This window comes from Streptomyces coeruleorubidus (assembly GCF_028885415.1).
Lineage (GTDB): Bacteria > Actinomycetota > Actinomycetes > Streptomycetales > Streptomycetaceae > Streptomyces > Streptomyces coeruleorubidus_A.
This window is the reverse complement of sequence record NZ_CP118527.1, coordinates 4052494-4069821: the sequence shown is the minus strand read 5'-3', so window position 1 is coordinate 4069821 and position 17328 is coordinate 4052494. Positions and strand designations below refer to the sequence as shown.

The 17328-nt window shown below is 72.1% G+C and carries 13 protein-coding genes; 6 read left to right on the top strand and 7 right to left on the bottom strand.

The annotated features are described in order from the left end of the window. Positions 1-5 precede the first annotated feature (5 nt). Positions 6-500, bottom strand: coding sequence for an SUKH-3 domain-containing protein (locus PV963_RS18770; RefSeq protein ID WP_274816888.1), 495 nt, complete (start codon positions 498-500; stop codon positions 6-8). A 79-nt stretch (positions 501-579) separates the two neighbouring features. Beyond that, entirely contained in the window at positions 580-1170 is a 591-nt protein-coding gene (locus PV963_RS18765; protein WP_274816887.1) for a YwqJ-related putative deaminase, read from the bottom strand. Between the two features lie 378 nt (positions 1171-1548). On the opposite strand from PV963_RS18765, the gene PV963_RS18760 reads away from it, so the two are divergent. The 4 genes from PV963_RS18760 to PV963_RS18745 all read left to right on the top strand — a co-directional run bounded on the left by PV963_RS18760 (position 1549) and on the right by PV963_RS18745 (position 7021). Further along, complete coding sequence (locus tag PV963_RS18760; protein WP_274816886.1) at positions 1549-2553, top strand: SMI1/KNR4 family protein; 1005 nt, start codon at positions 1549-1551, stop codon at positions 2551-2553. Between the two features lie 8 nt (positions 2554-2561). Then, positions 2562-5360 (top strand): SUKH-4 family immunity protein, encoded by a 2799-nt coding sequence (locus tag PV963_RS18755; RefSeq protein ID WP_274816885.1) that lies wholly within the window; start codon positions 2562-2564, stop codon positions 5358-5360. Positions 5361-5510: 150 nt separating this feature from the next. Next, entirely contained in the window at positions 5511-5972 is a 462-nt protein-coding gene (locus PV963_RS18750) for a carboxymuconolactone decarboxylase family protein (protein WP_274816884.1), read from the top strand. A gap of 161 nt (positions 5973-6133) precedes the next feature. Beyond that, positions 6134-7021 carry a cellulose-binding protein gene (locus tag PV963_RS18745; RefSeq protein ID WP_274816883.1) on the top strand — a complete coding sequence of 296 codons (888 nt, stop codon included), beginning with the start codon at positions 6134-6136 and terminating at the stop codon, positions 7019-7021. 620 nt (positions 7022-7641) lie between these two features. Here PV963_RS18745 and PV963_RS18740 read toward each other — a convergent pair. The 4 genes from PV963_RS18740 to PV963_RS18725 all read right to left on the bottom strand — a co-directional run bounded on the left by PV963_RS18740 (position 7642) and on the right by PV963_RS18725 (position 11873). Further along, positions 7642-9255 carry a cation acetate symporter gene (locus PV963_RS18740; protein WP_274816882.1) on the bottom strand — a complete coding sequence of 538 codons (1614 nt, stop codon included), beginning with the start codon at positions 9253-9255 and terminating at the stop codon, positions 7642-7644. Then, positions 9252-9689, bottom strand: coding sequence for a DUF485 domain-containing protein (locus PV963_RS18735; RefSeq protein WP_274816881.1), 438 nt, complete (start codon positions 9687-9689; stop codon positions 9252-9254). Before PV963_RS18735 ends, PV963_RS18740 begins: the two co-directional genes overlap by 4 nt. Before the next feature lie 160 nt (positions 9690-9849). Next, positions 9850-10359, bottom strand: a complete 510-nt coding sequence (locus PV963_RS18730; RefSeq protein ID WP_274816880.1) for a GNAT family N-acetyltransferase — start codon at positions 10357-10359, stop codon at positions 9850-9852. 20 nt (positions 10360-10379) lie between these two features. Then, positions 10380-11873 carry an MFS transporter gene (locus tag PV963_RS18725; RefSeq protein WP_274816879.1) on the bottom strand — a complete coding sequence of 498 codons (1494 nt, stop codon included), beginning with the start codon at positions 11871-11873 and terminating at the stop codon, positions 10380-10382. A 476-nt stretch (positions 11874-12349) separates the two neighbouring features. On the opposite strand from PV963_RS18725, the gene PV963_RS18720 reads away from it, so the two are divergent. Together PV963_RS18720 and PV963_RS18715 are read left to right on the top strand one after the other, a co-directional pair. Further along, positions 12350-13138, top strand: coding sequence for an ABC transporter ATP-binding protein (locus PV963_RS18720; RefSeq protein WP_274816878.1), 789 nt, complete (start codon positions 12350-12352; stop codon positions 13136-13138). Then, entirely contained in the window at positions 13135-15714 is a 2580-nt protein-coding gene (locus PV963_RS18715) for an ABC transporter permease (RefSeq protein ID WP_274816877.1), read from the top strand. Before PV963_RS18720 ends, PV963_RS18715 begins: the two co-directional genes overlap by 4 nt. A 105-nt stretch (positions 15715-15819) precedes the next feature. Here the strand turns inward: PV963_RS18715 and PV963_RS18710 are convergent, their stop codons facing one another. Beyond that, entirely contained in the window at positions 15820-17253 is a 1434-nt protein-coding gene (locus PV963_RS18710) for a DUF2079 domain-containing protein (protein WP_274816876.1), read from the bottom strand. Between the last annotated feature and the right edge of the window lie 75 nt (positions 17254-17328).

The following is a 17328-nucleotide window of genomic DNA, read 5'->3' as shown; positions in this document are numbered from 1 at the left end:
TGTGGTCAGCCCGCTGTCAGGCGTGTCGGTTCGGTGCCGGCGATGAGGGTGGACAGGGCCTGGTCGATGTCGGGGCCGAGGTACCAGTCGCCGGTGTGGTCGAGGGTGTAGACGCGGCCTTCGGTGTCGATGGCGAGGAGGGCCTGGCTGTCGGTTTCGGCGCCGAGGGGGCAGACCTCGGTGCCGAGGGCGCGGCCGAGGTCGCCGAGGGTGCGGGCCATGTGGAGGCCGTGCAGGGGGTCCAGGTGGAGGGCGGCGGGGGCGACCTGCCGGCCGGGGCCGGTGGGGGTGATGTGGAGTCCGCCGAATTCGGCCCAGGCCTCGACGGCTGCGGGGAAGACGGTGTGGCGGTGGCCGGCGGGTGAGATGTGGTCGCGCAGGGCGTCCGCCCAGATCTCGGCTTGTTTGATGTCCCAGCGTCCGGGTTGCCAGCCGGCGGCGCGCAGGGCGGCGTCGACTTGTACGGCGAAGCGGGTGGTGGAGGTGCGGTCGGTGTGCATCTGCCCTTCGTCTCGTCGAGGTCATGGGGTGGGGTGAGGTGCGCGCCGGGGTGTCTGGCCGTGCGGGTGTGTGGGGGCCTCAGCCGTTCTGGGACGCCGGGTCGACTATGCGGACGCCGAAGTGGGCGCTGAGCGCGGTGCAGGCGCGGCAGGGTGTGGCGAAGCTGCCGTGGAGGGGGTCGCCGTCCTCGCGGATGCGGCGGGCGGTGAGTTTGGCCTGCTTGAGGGCTTTGCGGGCCTCGCCGTTGGTCATGGGTTTGCGTGCGGCGCGTTTGCTGCGGGCGGCGTCGGCGGCGGCGATGTGCCGGGAGATGAGGATGGTCTCGGCGCAGCGGCCGGTGTAGCGGTCGCGCTGGGCGCTGGTGAGGGTGTCCAGGAAGTCCTGGACGAGGGGGTGCAGGGCGGGGGGTGTGTCGCCGCGGGCGGCGGTGCCGGTGAGGGTGGCGCCGCGGACGGAGAGGGCGGCGGCGACGGTGGGGAGGATGCCGTCGCGGCGGTGGTGGAGGACGGGGGTGTGGGCGGCTTCTGTGGCGCTCCAGCCGATGCGGGGGTCGCCGCCTCGCGGGTCGCCTGTGCGCGGGTCGCCGCCTCGCGGGGCGCCGCCCCGGGGGGCGCCGTTTCGTGGGTCGGCGGACCTGCCGGTGTGTGGTCCCGTCTGTGTCGCGTTCATGATCGTATTCCCCTCCGTGCATCCCCCGGGGGTCACAGACTGCCAAATGCCGTGGCTGGTGCGGAAGCTGGGGAGCGGCGACACGCCCGTACCGGGGCGTGCCGTCACGGTGGGGTGACGGCTGGTCACGGAAGCGGAAGGGGCGGCCGACCGGTGCCGGTGACCGGTGTCGTCGTACCGCATAGGCTGTCGGCACCGCGGACCGTGCGGTGATCCGTTCGGAGATCGATGCAGTGAACCGGAGGGTGATCCGTGAGGTCGGCGGGTGCTGGGAAGTGCAGAGAAGTCGAGACAGACAGACGTGACAGTCGATACGGGCCGTAGTGCGCCAAAGGTGGTCAATACGGGTCGTACAGAGTGCCGCAGGGGGCAACCGCCATGACGACAGGTCGGCTCGGGCAGCAAGCCGCGCCGCCGAACGCGGCCTACGCCGGGCAGGTCGTGCATTTCCCGGATCCGGTCCGGGCGGCCCGTCACCCGAGAGGGGTACGGGTCGACGAGCGTGGTTACCCCGACTTCTCGCCCTACGCGCGTGCGGCCGCGGAGATCGCGGAGCCGCCGGAGGGTTTCGGTGTCGACGAGTTGCGGCTGACGGACTACGTGTCGGCGAACATGGCGCTGGCGGCGTCCGGGCACGAGTTGTGGGACACGGTGCCGGCGGTGGCGACGCCGCACGGCTGGACGTGGCACCACGCGGTGGGCTCGCGGCGGCTGGAGCTGGTCCCGGTCGAGGTGAAGGCGTTGCTGCGGCATCACGGCGGCGTGTCGACGTCGGGTGTCGACCAGTCCAAGCGGGGCACGCGGCCGTTGCAGGAGACGCGTCCGGCGCACTTCGGGCTGCCGAAGTCGGGTGTGGCGGTGACGGAGTCGCAGGTGCAGGGGGTCGAGGAGGATCTCGGCTACCGGCTGCCGGGTCCGTACCGGTCGTTCCTGAAGGCGGCGGGGGGCTGTGCGCCGGTGGGTGCCGCGCTGGACGCGGAGCTGGGGCTGCTGATCGACCAGCCGTTCTTCACGGTGCGGGACGAGGCGGCCGTCAACGACCTGGTGTACGTCAACAAGTGTCTGCGTGACCATCTGACCAAGGACTACCTGGGGATCGGCTTCGTCCAGGGCGGTCTGCTGGCCGTGAAGGTGAAGGGTGACCGGATCGGTTCGGTGTGGTTCTGCGCGTACGACGACGCGCGGGACGTGGATCCCTCGCTGCCGCCGGCGGAGCGGGTGGAGCGGTTGCTGCTGCCGTGCGGGGACGATTTCGACGTCTTCCTGTCGCGGCTGGCCGGTAATCCGCCGGAGTTGGAGACGGTGGCGAATCTGATGGTGGACGGCGGGTTCGCGCGTGTGGTGCCGGTGGGTGCGGTGTCGTCCTCGGCCGTGGGGGAGTGACTTCAGCGATGGTGACCTTCGCGCAGGCGCAGGAGCGCGCGGAAGAGTGGATCAACGGGGACGTGCCGTCGTACCAGCATCGTGAGGTGCGCGTGCGGGAGTTCGACCTCGGGTTCGTGGTGTGGGCCGAGGACCGGGCGGACGGGCCGCGCTCCGACGGCGGCGCGCAGCGGCTGGTGATCGCGCGGGACAGCGGTGAGGCGACGTTGTGGCCCGGGCTGCCGGTGGGTGAGGTGATCCGCCGGTACGAGGAGGAGTACGGCCGTCCGGACGCGGCTCAGGAGCCGGCGCCGGCTCCCGCGGCCCGGGTGGACCTGAACCAGACGTCCTTCCTGCTGACTCCGCCGGAGTGGTTGCAGGACGCGGCCGACAAGCTGGGGATTCCGGACCGGCGGGGGGCTGGTGCGACTGCGGGGGCGGGGGCGGGTGCTGCGTCGGCTTCCGCTGCTGACCCGGCCGGGGCCGCGGGTGGTGATTCCGCTTCCGGTGCGTCGTGGCCTGCTGCCGTGGGGAGTGACTCCGGGGCGGGAGCGGGGACGGATGCGCCGGCCGGGGCCACGCCCTGGGCCGGTACGGACACCAACGGCGATGCCGGTGAGGATCGTTCCGTACCGCTGCCCGCGACGGTCTTCGCGCCGCCGCTGAGCGAGACCGACGGTGACACGCCGCCGCCGGCGACGCCCGAGGCCAAGACGGCGCTGCTGTCGGGCGGCAGTCAGCTTCCGCCGACGGCGGTCTCACCGGCGATCGACGATCCGAACGCGCAGGGCGCTGCCGGTGCGGGTGCGCCTGCGCCTGGTGGGCCGGGTTACGGCTATCCGCCGGGGGCGGCGGGTGCTGCTCCGGCTCCGGGCGGGCCGGGTACGCCGCCTAGTGGTGTGCAGCAGGGCAGCACGCCTCCGCCTCCGCCTGCGCCGGGCGGGCAGCCGTACGGGTATCCGCAGGGTGTGCCTGGGCGGCCGCTCGCTCCGAATGCCGGGGACATCGCCGACGCCGCGACCAGCAAGGCGGCTGCGCCGCCGGGTCGTGGACGGGGCGCTGGTCCTACGACGCCGCCTCCGCCGGGCGCCCCGGGGACGCCGGGCGCGCGGCCGGGCGGTACGCCTCCGCCGTCGGGGCCCGGTGCGCCGGGTACTCCGGCGGGGGGTTACGTGCCTACGCAGCTTGTGTCGGCGCTCGGGCCTGAGGGGCCCGGGGGGCCTGGAGGCCCGGGCAACGAGGGCTCCGGTGCGCCGCTGCCTCCCCAGCAGCCGCCGGGTCCTCCTGGTGCGCCGAACCAGCCTGGTGCGCCGCAGCCTCCGGGCGCTCCGAACCCGCCCGGCGCCCCGGGTGGTACGCCACCCGGTGGTGTGCACCATGCCGCCACGATGCTTGCCGATCCCGGTCGGACGGGCCCGGGCGTACCCCAGCCTCCGGGGCCTCCGGGCGCGCCTGGTGCTCCTGGTGCCCCTGGTGCGCCGAACCAGCTTGGTGTCCCGCAGCCTCCGGGTGCGCCGAACCCGCCGGGTGCCCCGGGTGGTCCAGGCGGCCCGGGTCCCGTGCACCACGCGGAGACCGTGCTGGCCCCGCCTCCGGCGGGCGGCCCCGGTGTGCCTCCGCCGCCGCAGGCCCCCGGCGCACCACCTGCTGCCCCGGGCGCTCCTGGTGCTCCTGGCGTGCCCGGTGTGCCGCCGATGCCGCCTGGCGCGATGCCGCCCGGTGGGATGCCGCCTGGCGCAATGGCGCCCGGTGGGATGCCCCCGGGTGCGATGCCGCCTGGCGCGATGCCGCCGCCCGGTCAACCCGCCCCCGGGCAGCCTCCGGCGTACGGCTATCCGCAGCAGCCCACCGGGCAGCCCACGGTCGGCCCCGGCTACCAGGCCGTGCTGCGCTACCGCGCGCAGGACGGTTCCGAGCAGCAGCTGATCCGGCGTTCGGCGCCGGGCACGCCGCACCCGGAGTGGCAGATCTTCCACGAGCTGCGGGCCATGAACGTGCCCCCGGACCAGGTGCTGGAGCTCCACACCGAGTTGGAGTCGTGCGAGCTGCCGGGTGCGTACTGCGCGCGGATGATCCGGGAGCAGTGGCCGCAGGCGCGGATCACGAGCATCGCGCCGTACGGTACGGACCACGCGAGCCGGCAGCAGGGCATGCAGCAACTGCTGGCCCACCAGGGCGAGTTGCACCAGGTGGCCGACGGCCCGGCGCGTCCGGCTCCGGTGCGGGCGCCGTTGCCGCCGGTGCAGGCGGTGCCGCCGATCCCGCCGGAGGCGATCGCGCAGGAGCTGGGTGCCGCGTTCGGGCCGGGGGTGTTCCGGTTCGAGCAGGCCGCCGTGTCCCGGCAGGGCGTGCCGCCGGTCGTGGCGCACACGCTGGTGGCGGCGGGTCTGCCGATGGACATGGGCCCCTTCTTCTGGGCGCAGGCGCAGCCCGGCCGGCCCGTGCCGACGCTGGCGGAGCTGGCGGCCGAGCGCGGTGTGCAGCCGGCCCCGGACGCGGGTTCCTACCTGGTGATGGGCAGCGACTTCGGCAAGGCGATCTGTGTGCAGTACGGCACGGCGAACATCGTCGCCGTGCCGGTGGAGGCGGGGCCGGGCGGGGCGCCCGTACCGCCGCAGTTCGTGAACACCGGGCTGCCGGAGTTCGCGCGCTGCCTGGCGCTGCTCGGGCGGATGTGGCGGCTGCGGTTCGGGCTGAACCAGGAGCAGGCGGGCCGTTGGACCGTCGACTTCCAGGCGCAGTTGGCCGCGCTCGACCCGGCGGCGCTCGGGTCGCCGGAGAGCTGGTGGTCGGTGCTGCTGGAGCAGATGTGGGACGGACTTCTGTGACGCGCCGCCGCTGACGTGTCCTGAAGAGCCGGGTCCGGTCGGTCGTGAGACTGCCGGGCCCGGCTTTTTCATGCCGGGCTGTCACATCTTCCTCCGCCGCTCCGTCAGTGCGGTGACAGCGATTCAACGCCGACGCAGGAGGCAGAGATCATGCAGGCACGGATGACCAACCCGGCGTACGTCCTTCCCGGTGCGATGAAGGGCATCGGCACCCTCTTCCAGGCGATCGGGGAGGGCGGCCTTGGGCAGGACGTGGCGGAGATCGTCGGGCTGCGGGCCAGTCAGATCAACGGCTGCGGTGCCTGCGTGCACGGGCACACGGCCAACCTCCGCAAGGCCGGGGTGAGCGAGGAGCGCATCGCGGCCGTCGCGGCCTGGCGGCACGCGCCCTTCTTCTCGGACGCCGAGCGCGCCGCGCTGAGGCTGACGGAGGCGATGACGCGGCTCTCGGATCTGTCGGGGGAGTCGGTTCCGGACGCGCTGTGGGACGAGGTGGCCGATCACTTCGACGAGAAGGAGATCTCCGCGCTGATCCTCACCGTCGCGGTGACGAACATGTTCAACCGCATCAACACGACCATCAAGGAGCCCGCGGGCACCACGTGGGGCTGACGGCCGTACGGCCGGGCCGGGGGCCGTGACCTCTGTGACCTCTGTGACCTCTGTGCGGAGTGTCGCGTTATGAACACTTCCGTCTGATCCACCAAGATGTGCGCGAAATCATCCCATTTCGTGCTCGATCGCGCGTCGGCGTGGTGGAGAGGGGCCCCAGCATGAGCAGCGCATCGGTGTCCCCGCACGGCTTCCTGGCCGTGCGGGGGCGCGGTTACCGTCCCGAACAGGTCGACGAGTTCGCCGAGGCCCTCTCCGAGGACCGTGACGCGGCCTGGGAGAGGGCCGCCCGGCTGACGGTGCTCGCCCGGCACATGGACGCGGAACTGGAGCAGTTGCGGGAGGTCGTCGCACGGCTGGTCCCGCAGACCTACGAGTCGCTCGGGGAGCGGGCGAGGCGTCTCTTCGAACTCGGCCAGGAGGAAGCCGCGGCCGTAAGGGAAGGGGCGCGGTGGGAGGCGCGTGAACTCGTCGACGGGGCGTGCGCGTCCGCGGTCGGCGTGCGCGAGTCCGCGCAGGCGTACGCCGATGCCGTACGCGCCGACGCCGACGAACGTGCCCGGCAGCGGCTGCTCGCGGCGCGCGCCGAGGCCGACGAGATCCGGGCCGCGGCCGATCGTGAGGTGCGGGAGCAGCGGGGCGAGGCGCTGGCCGCGTTGCGGGAGATGCGGCAGCGCACCTCCGGAATGCTGGCCGAGCAGGCCAAGGAGCACGCCGAGCGGTGGGCGGAGCTGGAGCGGGAGGATGCCGCCCGGGCGGCCGCGCTGGACGCCCACCACGCGGAGGCGGTGGCAGGCGCCGAGAGCGCGCTGTCCGAGGCCGAGCAGTCCTTCGCCGACGCCGAGGACTCGACCCGGCACCGGCAGGAAGAGGCAGCCGCGTGCGCCGCGGAGTTGCTCGCCCGGGCCCGCAGCCACGCGGACTCCGTCGAGCAGGAGACGGAACGAGTACTGCGCGAGCACGCCGAGCGCGGGGACGACGCCCGGGCACACATCGACCGCGTGCACGCCGACCTGACGGCGTGGGCGGGGCGTGCGGCGGCGGAGTGAGGCGAGGCGTGCGGTGTGGGTGGGAGTGGGGGGCGGCGGGTGACAGCGGCTGCGGGTCGGTGTCGTGGCCGGCTGCTGGTCGATCGCCGTGGGTTGGTGTCGTGGTCGGCGGCTCGATCGCCGCGCGGTGGCTCCGCGACCGGCCACCGGTCGATCGCCGCGCGTCGCCACCGGCCGATCGCCGTACGTCGCCGCCGTACGAGGCGACGGAGCCTGCCGCTTCTGCGCCGTGTTTCGGCCGTGCCAGGCTCGCGCTTGCCGTGCCGTGCCGCGCTCGCGCCGTGTTTCAGCTGCGTCAGGCTGGCTCCTGCCGCGTCAGGCTCGCGCCGTGCTTCGGCTGCGTCAGGCTTGCGCCTGCCGCGCCTGCCGCGCCTGCCGCGCCTGCCGCGCCGCGCTTCCGCCGAGCCACGCTCCCGCTGCGGCTGGGCCCGTCGCGCGAGGTCGTGCCTGACGGGTGACGGCGGGATGCCGTCGTGTCTCCGGCGAGGGCGACGCCGACGCCGGTGTCCACGGTCGGCGGCCGTACTGGGCCTTCGTGTCGCGGTCTCCTGGACTCACGCGCCCCAGCCGCCCCTGGGCGTGGCCTGGCACGGCGGGCCGCCGCCACCGTGCCCTCCGCGTCAGCGATCCCTGCGTACCGCGCCCGCCAGGATCCAGCCCTCCACCGCCTCGTACTGGTGGCGTTGTTCCTCCGACTTGCGGCGACCGGAGGCCATCGTGCCCAGCCAGCCGCAGGCGAAGCCCAGGGGTATGGAGAGCAGACCCGTGGTGGTGAACGGGAACCAGTTGAAGTCGGCGTCGGGGAAGGCGGAGACGGGCGAGCCGGAGACCAGGTTGGTGCCCGGCATCAGCAGCAGGACGGCCAGCGAGCCGCCGATGAGGGTGCTGAGCAGGCCCGTCCGGGTGTAGCGGCGCCAGAAGAGGCTGTAGACCAGCGCGGGGGCGATGGCCGATGCGCCCAGGCAGAAGGACAGCGTCACCAGGGGTTGCAGGCTGCGATGCTGCACGAGCGTGGCCAGGAGGATCGCCGGGATGCCCACCGCCAGCGCCGAGACCCGGGCCACCGTCATCTCGCGGCGCGGTGACATCTCCCGCACCCGGGCCGCGAACACGTCGTGCGCGAGGGAGTTGGCGCAGGCGAGGATCATCCCGGCGACCGAGGCGAGCAGCGTGAGGAACACCGCCGTGGTGACGGTCGTGAACAGGAACGTCTCCGCCGTCGACACGTCCGGGCCGAACGCCGCCTGGGAGCCCAGCAGATAGGCCGTGTTGCCCTGCGGGTCCACCTGCGCGATCACCGCCCGCCCGACCAGGGCCGTCGCGCCGAACCCGACGACCGTGATGACGAGCACGAACAGCGCCACGCTGGACACGGCCCAGGACATCGACCGCCGCACCTGCCGGGCACTGGAGGCGGTGTACATGCGCATGGTGACGTGCGGCAGGACGGCACCGCCGAGCACCACCGTCAGTTGCGAGGTGATCATGTCCAGGCCGGGGCTGGGGCCGCCCGCGAACTGCAGGCCCGAGGAGAGGAACGCCGAGCCCACGCCGCTGTTGCCGGCGGCCGCGTTGAACAGGGCGCCCGGATCCCAGTCGAACCGGTGCAGGATCAGCATCGCGATCACCATGCCGGAGCCGAGCAGCATAACGATCTTCAGGATCTGGATCAGGGCGGTGCCCTTCATCCCGCCGATCGCCGCGTAACTGATCATCAGCGCGCCCACGCCGATGATGCAGCCCGTCTGCAACGACTCGCCGGAGAAGCCGAGGACGAACGCCATCAGCTGCCCGGTCCCCGCCAACTGCACGACCATCAGCGGCAGCAGCGCCGCCAGGGTCACCGCGCAGGCCGCGATACGGACGCCGCGTCCCGGCATACGGCGGGTCAGCGCGTCGCCCATGGTGAACCGGCCCGCGTTGCGCAGCGGTTCGGCCAGCAGGAACATCAGCAGCATCAGGGACAGCGCCGTACTGAGGGCCAGTACGGTCCCGTCGTAGCCGAACAGGGCGATCACGCCGCCCGTGCCGAGGACGGTCGCGGCGGAGATGTAGTCGCCGGCGATCGCCAGGCCGTTGCGCATGGGGGACAGCGAGCTGTAGCCGGTGTAGAACTCGTCGAGGTCGTCCCGGTCCGGGCCCGTCATCACGCACAGCAGCAGGGTGATCGTGGCGACGGCGGTGAAGCCGACCAGGGACATCGACTGGGCGTTGCCGCTGAACTCGGTGGTCACCGCGTTCCCTCCCGCCTGGCGTCCAGTTCGGCCTGCTTGCGTATCCGGTCCGCGAGGGGGTCGACGCGGCGGCGGGCCGTCTGCTCGTACAGGGCGATCGCCAGCCAGGTCACGGGGACCTGGACGAGCGCGAGCAGCAGGCCGGTGGGCAGGCCGTCGGTGACGGTGCTCGTCATGAACGACGGTGCGAACGCCGACAGGATCAGGAACACGACGAAGTAGCCGAGCGCCGTGAGCGTGGCCACGCGCCGCTGCCAGCGGTAGGCGCTGCGCAGCACGCGCAGGTCGCTGTGGTGACCGAGCGCGGCGTGGCGCCGGGGGCGCCGCCGGGCCGGTTCGGCCGGCTGTTGCGGCATCCAGGGGTAGGTGTCGTAGGAGGGTGAGGAATTCGGCGGCCGGTACGGATAGGACGGTGGCGGCGGGTCGTAGGACATCCCGGTGCTCCTTGCGCGGGTCGGATCCGGTGCGGCGGACCGCAGGGAGGTGGGGGTGGGAGCCACGCACGTTACTTCGCGGTACCGGGCAGACGCGAGTGTTTGGCCAAACTGATCGGTCGGTACGCGCTTACTACGCTGACCTCGGGTGTTACCCGCATTAACCCGCTTTCCGTGCGGTGAGTCGTCCGAGGCGGCGTACGTAACGGACTCCGGGGCGGCCGTTCAGGGTCGTGTCCCCGACGGGCGTGAAGCCGTTGCGGGCCAGGACCTTCATGGAGGCGGGATTGTCCAGGGTCGTCTTCGCGGTGAGGGACGTCAGCCCGTACTCGGCGGCGGCCAGTCGGCACATCTGCGCGACGGCGGCCGTCGCCACGCCCCGGCCCGCGGCGCGCTCGCCGATGCGGTAGCCGAGTTCGGCGCTGCCGTCCGCCGCGTCCATCAGGTTCACCCGGCCGATCAGCACGTCATCCTCCAGGAGGACATGGAAGTGGCACACGCGCGCGTGCTGCTCTTCCAGGAGCGCCCGGTGGCGTTCGGCGAACCCGGCCGGTGTGAAGTAGGCGTCCCCGCGGTCCGGGACCGTGCGCGCGAAGTACGCTCGGTTCTCCCGCTCGAAGGCCAGCAGGGCATCGGCGTGATCGGCGCGCAGCCGTTCCAGAGTCAGCATGGACCGGAGGGTACGGACGGTCAGTCCTTGAGCACAGGGAATTTCCTGGGCGCCAGGAACAGCAGCACCAGGAACGCCAGTGCCGCCGCGCAGGAGGCGCCCAGGTAGACCGCGTGCACCGCGTCGGCGATCGCCCGCCGGGTCGCCTCGGGCGCGGTGCCCGAGGCGAGGGCCCGGGTCACCGAGTCGAGGTCGCTCGCGCCGCCGAGCCGGGCGGCCAGCACCCCGTTGGCGACAGCGCCGAAGACCGCCGCGCCGACCGTCTGGCCGGTCTGCCGGCAGAACAGCACGGACGCGGTCGTCGTACCGCGCTCCGCCCACCCCACCGTCGACTGCACACCGACGATGAGCGGCAACTGGAACAGGCCCAGCGCGGCGCCGAGGAGCAGCATCAGCAGGGTCGGCTGCCAGGCCTGCCCGGGGTAGGGCAGGAACGGGAACGCGAACAGGATCAGCGCGGCCGCTCCGATGCCCAGCATCGCCGTGTTGCGGAAGCCGATCCTGCGGTACACGTGCTGGCTCAGCGCCGCCGATATGGGCCAGCTCAACGTCCATACGGACAGCACGAATCCGGCGGCCACGGGCGCGAGGCCCAGCACCGACTGCGCGTAGGTGGGCAGGAACACCGCCGGCGCGACCATCAGCAGACCCAGCGCGCCCAGGGCCAGATTGACCGCGGCGATCGTACGGCGCCGCCACACCCAGCCCGGGATGATCGGCTCCGCCGCCCGGCGCTCCACCAGCACCACGACCGCGACCAGGGCGAGTCCCGTACCGAACAGGGCGAGTGAGGGCGCCGACAGCCACGGCCACGCCACCCCGCCCTGCACCAGGGCCGTGAGCAGAACACCGCCACAGGCGAACACGGCGAGGGCGCCCGCCCAGTCCACGCGCGCGTGCGTGCCGGTTTCCCGCTGCGGCTCGTGGAGGTGACGGACGATCAGCCACAACGCGACCGCGCCGATCGGCAGGTTGACCAGGAAGATCCAGCGCCAGTCCGCGTAGGCGGCGAGCACGCCGCCCAGACCCGGGCCGGCGACCGCCGAGACCGCCCACACCGTGGACAGCTTCGACTGGATCCTGGGGCGGTCCTTCAGCGGGTAGAGGTCGGCGGCGAGCGTCTGCACGGTGCCCTGGAGCGCGCCGCCGCCCAGACCCTGCACGACGCGGAACGCGATGAGCGCCCCCATGTTCCAGGCCAGCGCGCACAGCAGGGAGCCGACGAGGAAGACCACCGAGCCCGCGACGAGGACCGGTTTGCGGCCGAAGGTGTCGGAGAGCTTGCCGTAGACGGGCAGGGTGACGGTCACGGCCAGCAGATAGCCGGAGAACAGCCAGGAGAAGACGGAGAAGCCGCCGAGGTCCCCGACGATCTGCGGGACGGCGGTCGAGACGATGGTGGCGTCGAGCGCCGCCAGCGCCATCGAGAGCATGAGGGCGGCGACGACAGCGCCCCGCCGGCCGGTCGTGGCGGGACGTGCGGTCTCACGTGCCGCGGAACTGGTGCTGCCCACCCCGGATTTCCTCCCCCTCGCCCCGGCCGCGCCTGCGCCACGGGTACCGTCGCTTTGCCTGCCCCTTGCACCTACCTGCTACCCGGACAGCTTCCCACTTGACCCTGACGTCGCGGGAGGGTGGAGCCTTGATGGGCCGACGGGTGGAGCGAACCCTGAGACGGTCTCCACCCTTCGGTGGACTGCCCCTAGGGGTACCTCCGTACTACGACCTGGGGAGGGTTCGTACCGGCGGAGGACGAGACGCGCAGGGGTCGGTCCTTAACCTGGCTTTATGCCGCCGGGGGGCGGTTTGGCACACCGGCGGGGGTGGGGTTTTCCACAGGGAAAGACTGCGCTGAGCACCAGGGCGCGGGACCCCTCCCCGCCGCGAGACTGAAACGCGTCGGACGGACCCAGTGGTCCGGCAACGCATACCGCGGCTGTCGACCAGGCGACCGCCTTCACCATCTGCTGACCGATATAGGAGACATACCGTGACTTCGGCTGTGACCATTCCCAGGCACGGGGGCACTGGAGGGCGTACGGCCGTTGCCGCGCGGGCGCGGCAGGTCGTGAAGGCGTACGGGTCCGGTGAGACCCGTGTCGTCGCCCTCGACCACGTCGACGTGGACATCGCACGCGGCCAGTTCACCGCGATCATGGGCCCCTCGGGGTCCGGCAAGTCCACGCTCATGCACTGCCTCGCCGGGCTCGACACCGTCACCAGCGGGCAGATCTACCTCGACGAGACCGAGATCACCGGCCTGAAGGACAAGAAGCTCACGCAACTGCGCCGGGACCGGATCGGGTTCATCTTCCAGGCGTTCAACCTGCTGCCGACGCTCAACGCCATCGAGAACATCACGCTGCCCATGGACATCGCGGGCCGCAAGCCGGACAAGCAGTGGCTGACGCGGGTCGTGGAGACCGTCGGGCTCGCCGACCGTCTCAAGCACCGGCCCACCCAGCTGTCCGGCGGCCAGCAGCAGCGCGTCGCCGTGGCGCGGGCGCTGGCGGCCCGGCCCGAGATCATCTTCGGGGACGAGCCGACCGGAAACCTCGACTCGCGCGCCGGCGCCGAGGTCCTCGGCTTCCTGCGCCGGTCCGTGGACGAGCTGGGCCAGACCATCGTGATGGTCACCCACGACCCGGTCGCCGCCAGTTACGCGGACCGTGTGCTGTACCTCGCCGACGGCCGCATCGTCGACGAGATGTTCAAGCCGACCGCGGAGGCCGTCCTGGACCGGATGAAGGACTTCGACGCCCGGGGGCGCACGTCATGACCGTCATGAAGACCTCCATGCGCAACTTCTTCGCGCACAAGGGACGCATGGCGCTGTCGGCGATCGCCGTCCTGCTGTCGGTGGGCTTCGTCTGCGGGACGCTCGTCTTCACGGACACCATGTCCACGACGTTCGACAAGCTCTTCGCGGCCGCCTCCTCGGACGTGACCGTGAGCGCCAAGGGCGCCTCCGACAGCGGTGAGACGACCGCCGACAACGGCAAGCCGCCGGTCATGCCGGCCTCCGTGCTGGGCGAGGTGCGCAAGGCCGACGGTGTGAAGTCCGCCGAGGGCGCGGTGTTCTCGACGTCGGTGACGGTCGTCGACGCCGACAAGGACAACCTGTCGCCTTCCAGCGGCGCCCCGACCATCGTCGGCAGCTGGAACGCCAACGAAGCCCGCACCATGGAGATCACCTCAGGTGCGGCACCCAAGAGCGCCGACCAGATCATGGTCGACGCCGACACCGCCGACAAGCAGGACCTGAAGCTCGGTGACGAGATCGGCGTGATCAGCGCGGTCGGCACCCACAAGGCGAAGATCTCCGGCATCGCCGACTTCACCGTCACCAACCCCGGCGCCGCGATCTTCTACCTCGACACCAAGACCGCCCAGCAGACCCTGGTCGGTGAGACCGGCGTCTACACCAACGTCAACGTCACCGCGGCCACCGGCGTCAGCGACGCGCAGCTGAAGAAGAACGTCACGGCCGAGCTCGGCGCCGACTTCCAGGTGAAGACCGCCAAGGAGACCGCCGACGCCAACCAGAAGGACGTCGCGGGCTTCATGAACGTCATGAAGTACGCGATGCTCGGCTTCGCCGGGATCGCCTTCCTCGTCGGCATCTTCCTGATCATCAACACCTTCTCCATGCTGGTCGCCCAGCGCACCCGGGAGATCGGCCTGATGCGGGCGATCGGCTCCTCCCGCAAGCAGGTCAACCGCTCCGTGCTGGCCGAGGCGCTGCTGCTCGGCGTCGTCGGATCGGTGCTCGGCGTGGCCGGGGGCGTCGGCCTCGCGGTCGGCCTGATGAAGCTCATGGGCCAGATGGGCATGGAGCTGTCCACCGACGACCTGACGGTGGCCTGGACGACCCCGGTGGTCGGCCTCGTCCTCGGCGTGGTCGTCACCGTCCTGGCCGCCTACCTGCCCGCCCGGCGGGCCGGCAAGATCTCCCCGATGGCCGCACTGCGCGACGCGGGAGTCCCCGCGGACGCCAAGGCCGGCTGGATCCGCGGCGTGATCGGCACGGTCCTCACCGGCGCCGGCGTCTTCTGCCTCTACTTGACGGCGGCGGCCGACAAGGCACAGGAGGGCTCGCTGTGGCTCGGCCTCGGCGTGGTGCTGTCGCTGATCGGCTTCGTCGTCATCGGCCCGCTGCTCGCCGGCGGTGTGGTCCGCGTCCTCGGCGCCGTCCTGCTGCGCATGTTCGGCCCGGTCGGCCGCATGGCCGAGCGCAACGCCCTGCGCAACCCGCGCCGCACCGGCGCGACGGGCGCCGCGCTGATGATCGGTCTCGCCCTGGTGGCGTGCCTGTCCGTGGTCGGCTCCTCCATGGTGGCGTCCGCCACCGACCAACTCGACAAGACCGTGGGCACGGACTTCATCATCCAGTCCGACAGCGGCCAGCTGATCACCCCGCAGGCGGTCAAGGCCGTGAAGTCGTCGTCGGACCTGGAGCGGGTCACGGAGTACAAGTGGACCCAGGCCGACTTCACCACCCCTGACGGCAAGACGCTCAAGAAGACGGCGATCACGGCGGCCGACCCGTCGTACGCGACCGACCTGCGCACCGAGGTGGTCGCCGGCAAGCTGCCCGACGCCTACAAGCCCGACTCGATGTCCGTGCACGAGAAGTTCGCCAAGGACCACGGCATCAGCCTCGGCTCCAAGATCAAGGTCGCCTTCAAGGGCGGCTCCACGGCCGACCTGACCGTCCGGGCGATCACCAGCAGTGACGTCGTGATCGACGCGGGCGCGATGTACACCTCCATCTCGACCATGGCCAAGTACGTCCCGGCCGACAAGATGCCGCTGGACTCGGTGCTCTTCGCCAGCGCCAAGGACGGGCAGCAGGACGCCGCCTACAAGTCCCTGAAGTCGGCGCTGCACGACTACCCGCAGTACACCGTGCGCGACCAGACCGACTACAAGGAGGCCCTGAAGGACCAGATCGGCCAGCTGCTCAACATGATCTACGGCCTGCTGGCCCTGGCGATCATCGTCGCCATCCTGGGCGTGGTGAACACCCTGGCCCTGTCGGTGGTGGAGCGCACCCGGGAGATCGGCCTGATGCGGGCGATCGGCCTCTCCCGCCGTCAGCTGCGCCGCATGATCCGCATGGAGTCGGTCGTCATCGCCCTCTTCGGCGCCCTCCTGGGCCTCGGACTGGGCATGGGCTGGGGCGCCACCGCACAGCAGCTCCTCGCCCTGGAGGGTCTGGAGGTCCTGGAGATCCCCTGGCCGACGATCACCGGCGTCTTCATCGCCTCGGCGTTCGTGGGGCTGTTCGCCGCCCTCATCCCGGCGTTCCGGGCGGGCCGGATGAACGTCCTGAACGCCATCGCGACGGAGTAGCCGGCCAAGGACCACCGCACACGGGGGTTGCGGGGGACGGGCCCGCCCCGGAGGTTTCCGCCTCCGGGGCGGGCTCGGTGCTCGACAGGGTGTGAGCATCCGGTGTCAGCTCGCCGTCAGCCGCTCCAGGACCACGTACCCGCCCGCCTTGCCCGCGACGGCGTACTCGGCGCCGGGGTGCAGGTCCCCGGCGTAGCCCACCGGGTCGCGGTACGTGCCGTCGATGTTCTCCAGGGCGATGTACTGCGGGGTGACGCCCTGGGTGTTGCCGAGCCAGAAGACCCGGCAGCGCGAGGTCAGGCGGCTGATCGGGCCGACGTTGGCCTCGACGGTGGCGCCGTCGGGGATCCGCGCCAGGAGCCGTTCGACGCCGGACACCGCGGCGGGCTCGCGGTAGATACCGGCCTCCGTGAGCTGCGCCAGCGGCAGCGACGTGGTCAGAGCCAGGGCCGCGGCGGCGACGGCGGCCGGCAGCTGGGCGGCGTACGAGCTCAGCCACGGGCGCGGGCTGTGGCGCGCGGCCGTGAGGGCGTCGGCGAGGGCGAGGAAGACGACCGGCATCAGGACCGCGCTGTAGTGCCAGTCCGTGCCCCAGTAGTGGTCGTCGCCGGACAGGAAGCGCCAGCCGAGCGTCGGCAGGGCCACCAGCAGCAGCGGGGAACGCAGGGCGAGCAGCCCGGTGGTGGGGATCAGCAGCCAGGCGAGGGTGCGGAGCTTGGTGTCCAGGCCGTCGACGGGGCTGCCCGACTCGCTGACCTTGTTCCAGTAGTCGTAGGTCCCGGCGGTGTTGAACGACGGGATGACCACCGTGAGGACGAGCAGCATCGCCGCCACGCCGAACACGGCGGCACCGAGCGCGTACGGAACCGTCCGCGGCGACGAGCCGCGCGCCCGCCAGGCGACGACGAGCGCGATCGCGGCCAGCGTCAGCCCCAGGTCCTCCTTCACCAGCACCAGGGGCAGCGCCCAGCACAGGGCCGCGCCCCGGCGGTCCGCGAGCAGGGCCTCCAGGGAGAAGGCGATCAGCGGGACGGCGAAGCAGATCTCGTGGAAGTCGAAGTCGACGGCGCGCTGCACGCCCCAGGACAGTCCGTAGGCGAGGCCGAGGGCGAGACCGCGGCGACGGCCGAGGAGCCGGGCGGCGGCGCGGGTGACCGGTACGGCGGACAGGGCGAAGAGCGCGGCCTGGGCGACCAGCAGCGTGACCGGCGAGGGAAACAGCCGGTACGCCGGCGCGAGCAGGGCCGTCACCGGGCTGAAATGGTCACCCAGGATGTCGAACCCCGGCCCCTTGAGGTCGGACACCGGCGCCCGCAGATGCGCGTACGCGCGCACCACCTGCTCGAAGATGCCCAGGTCCCAGGAGAGGGTCGTCATGTGCCGGTAGCGGCCGACGGAGACGGCCGCGTAGGCGGCGAAGAGGACGGCGGCGAGGATCCAGGGGTCCCACCGCGCGCGATCCGGGTGCCGGTCGCCGCGGGAAGGGGCGACCGGCGTCGGTATGTGGGCCTCTGGGACCTGGAGGGCGGGGGCGGGCATGCCGGGCCTTACGGGTGGGGGTACCGCTCGGGAGACCGGACCGATCATGCCGTGGCGAAATCAACGGGTGGAGGT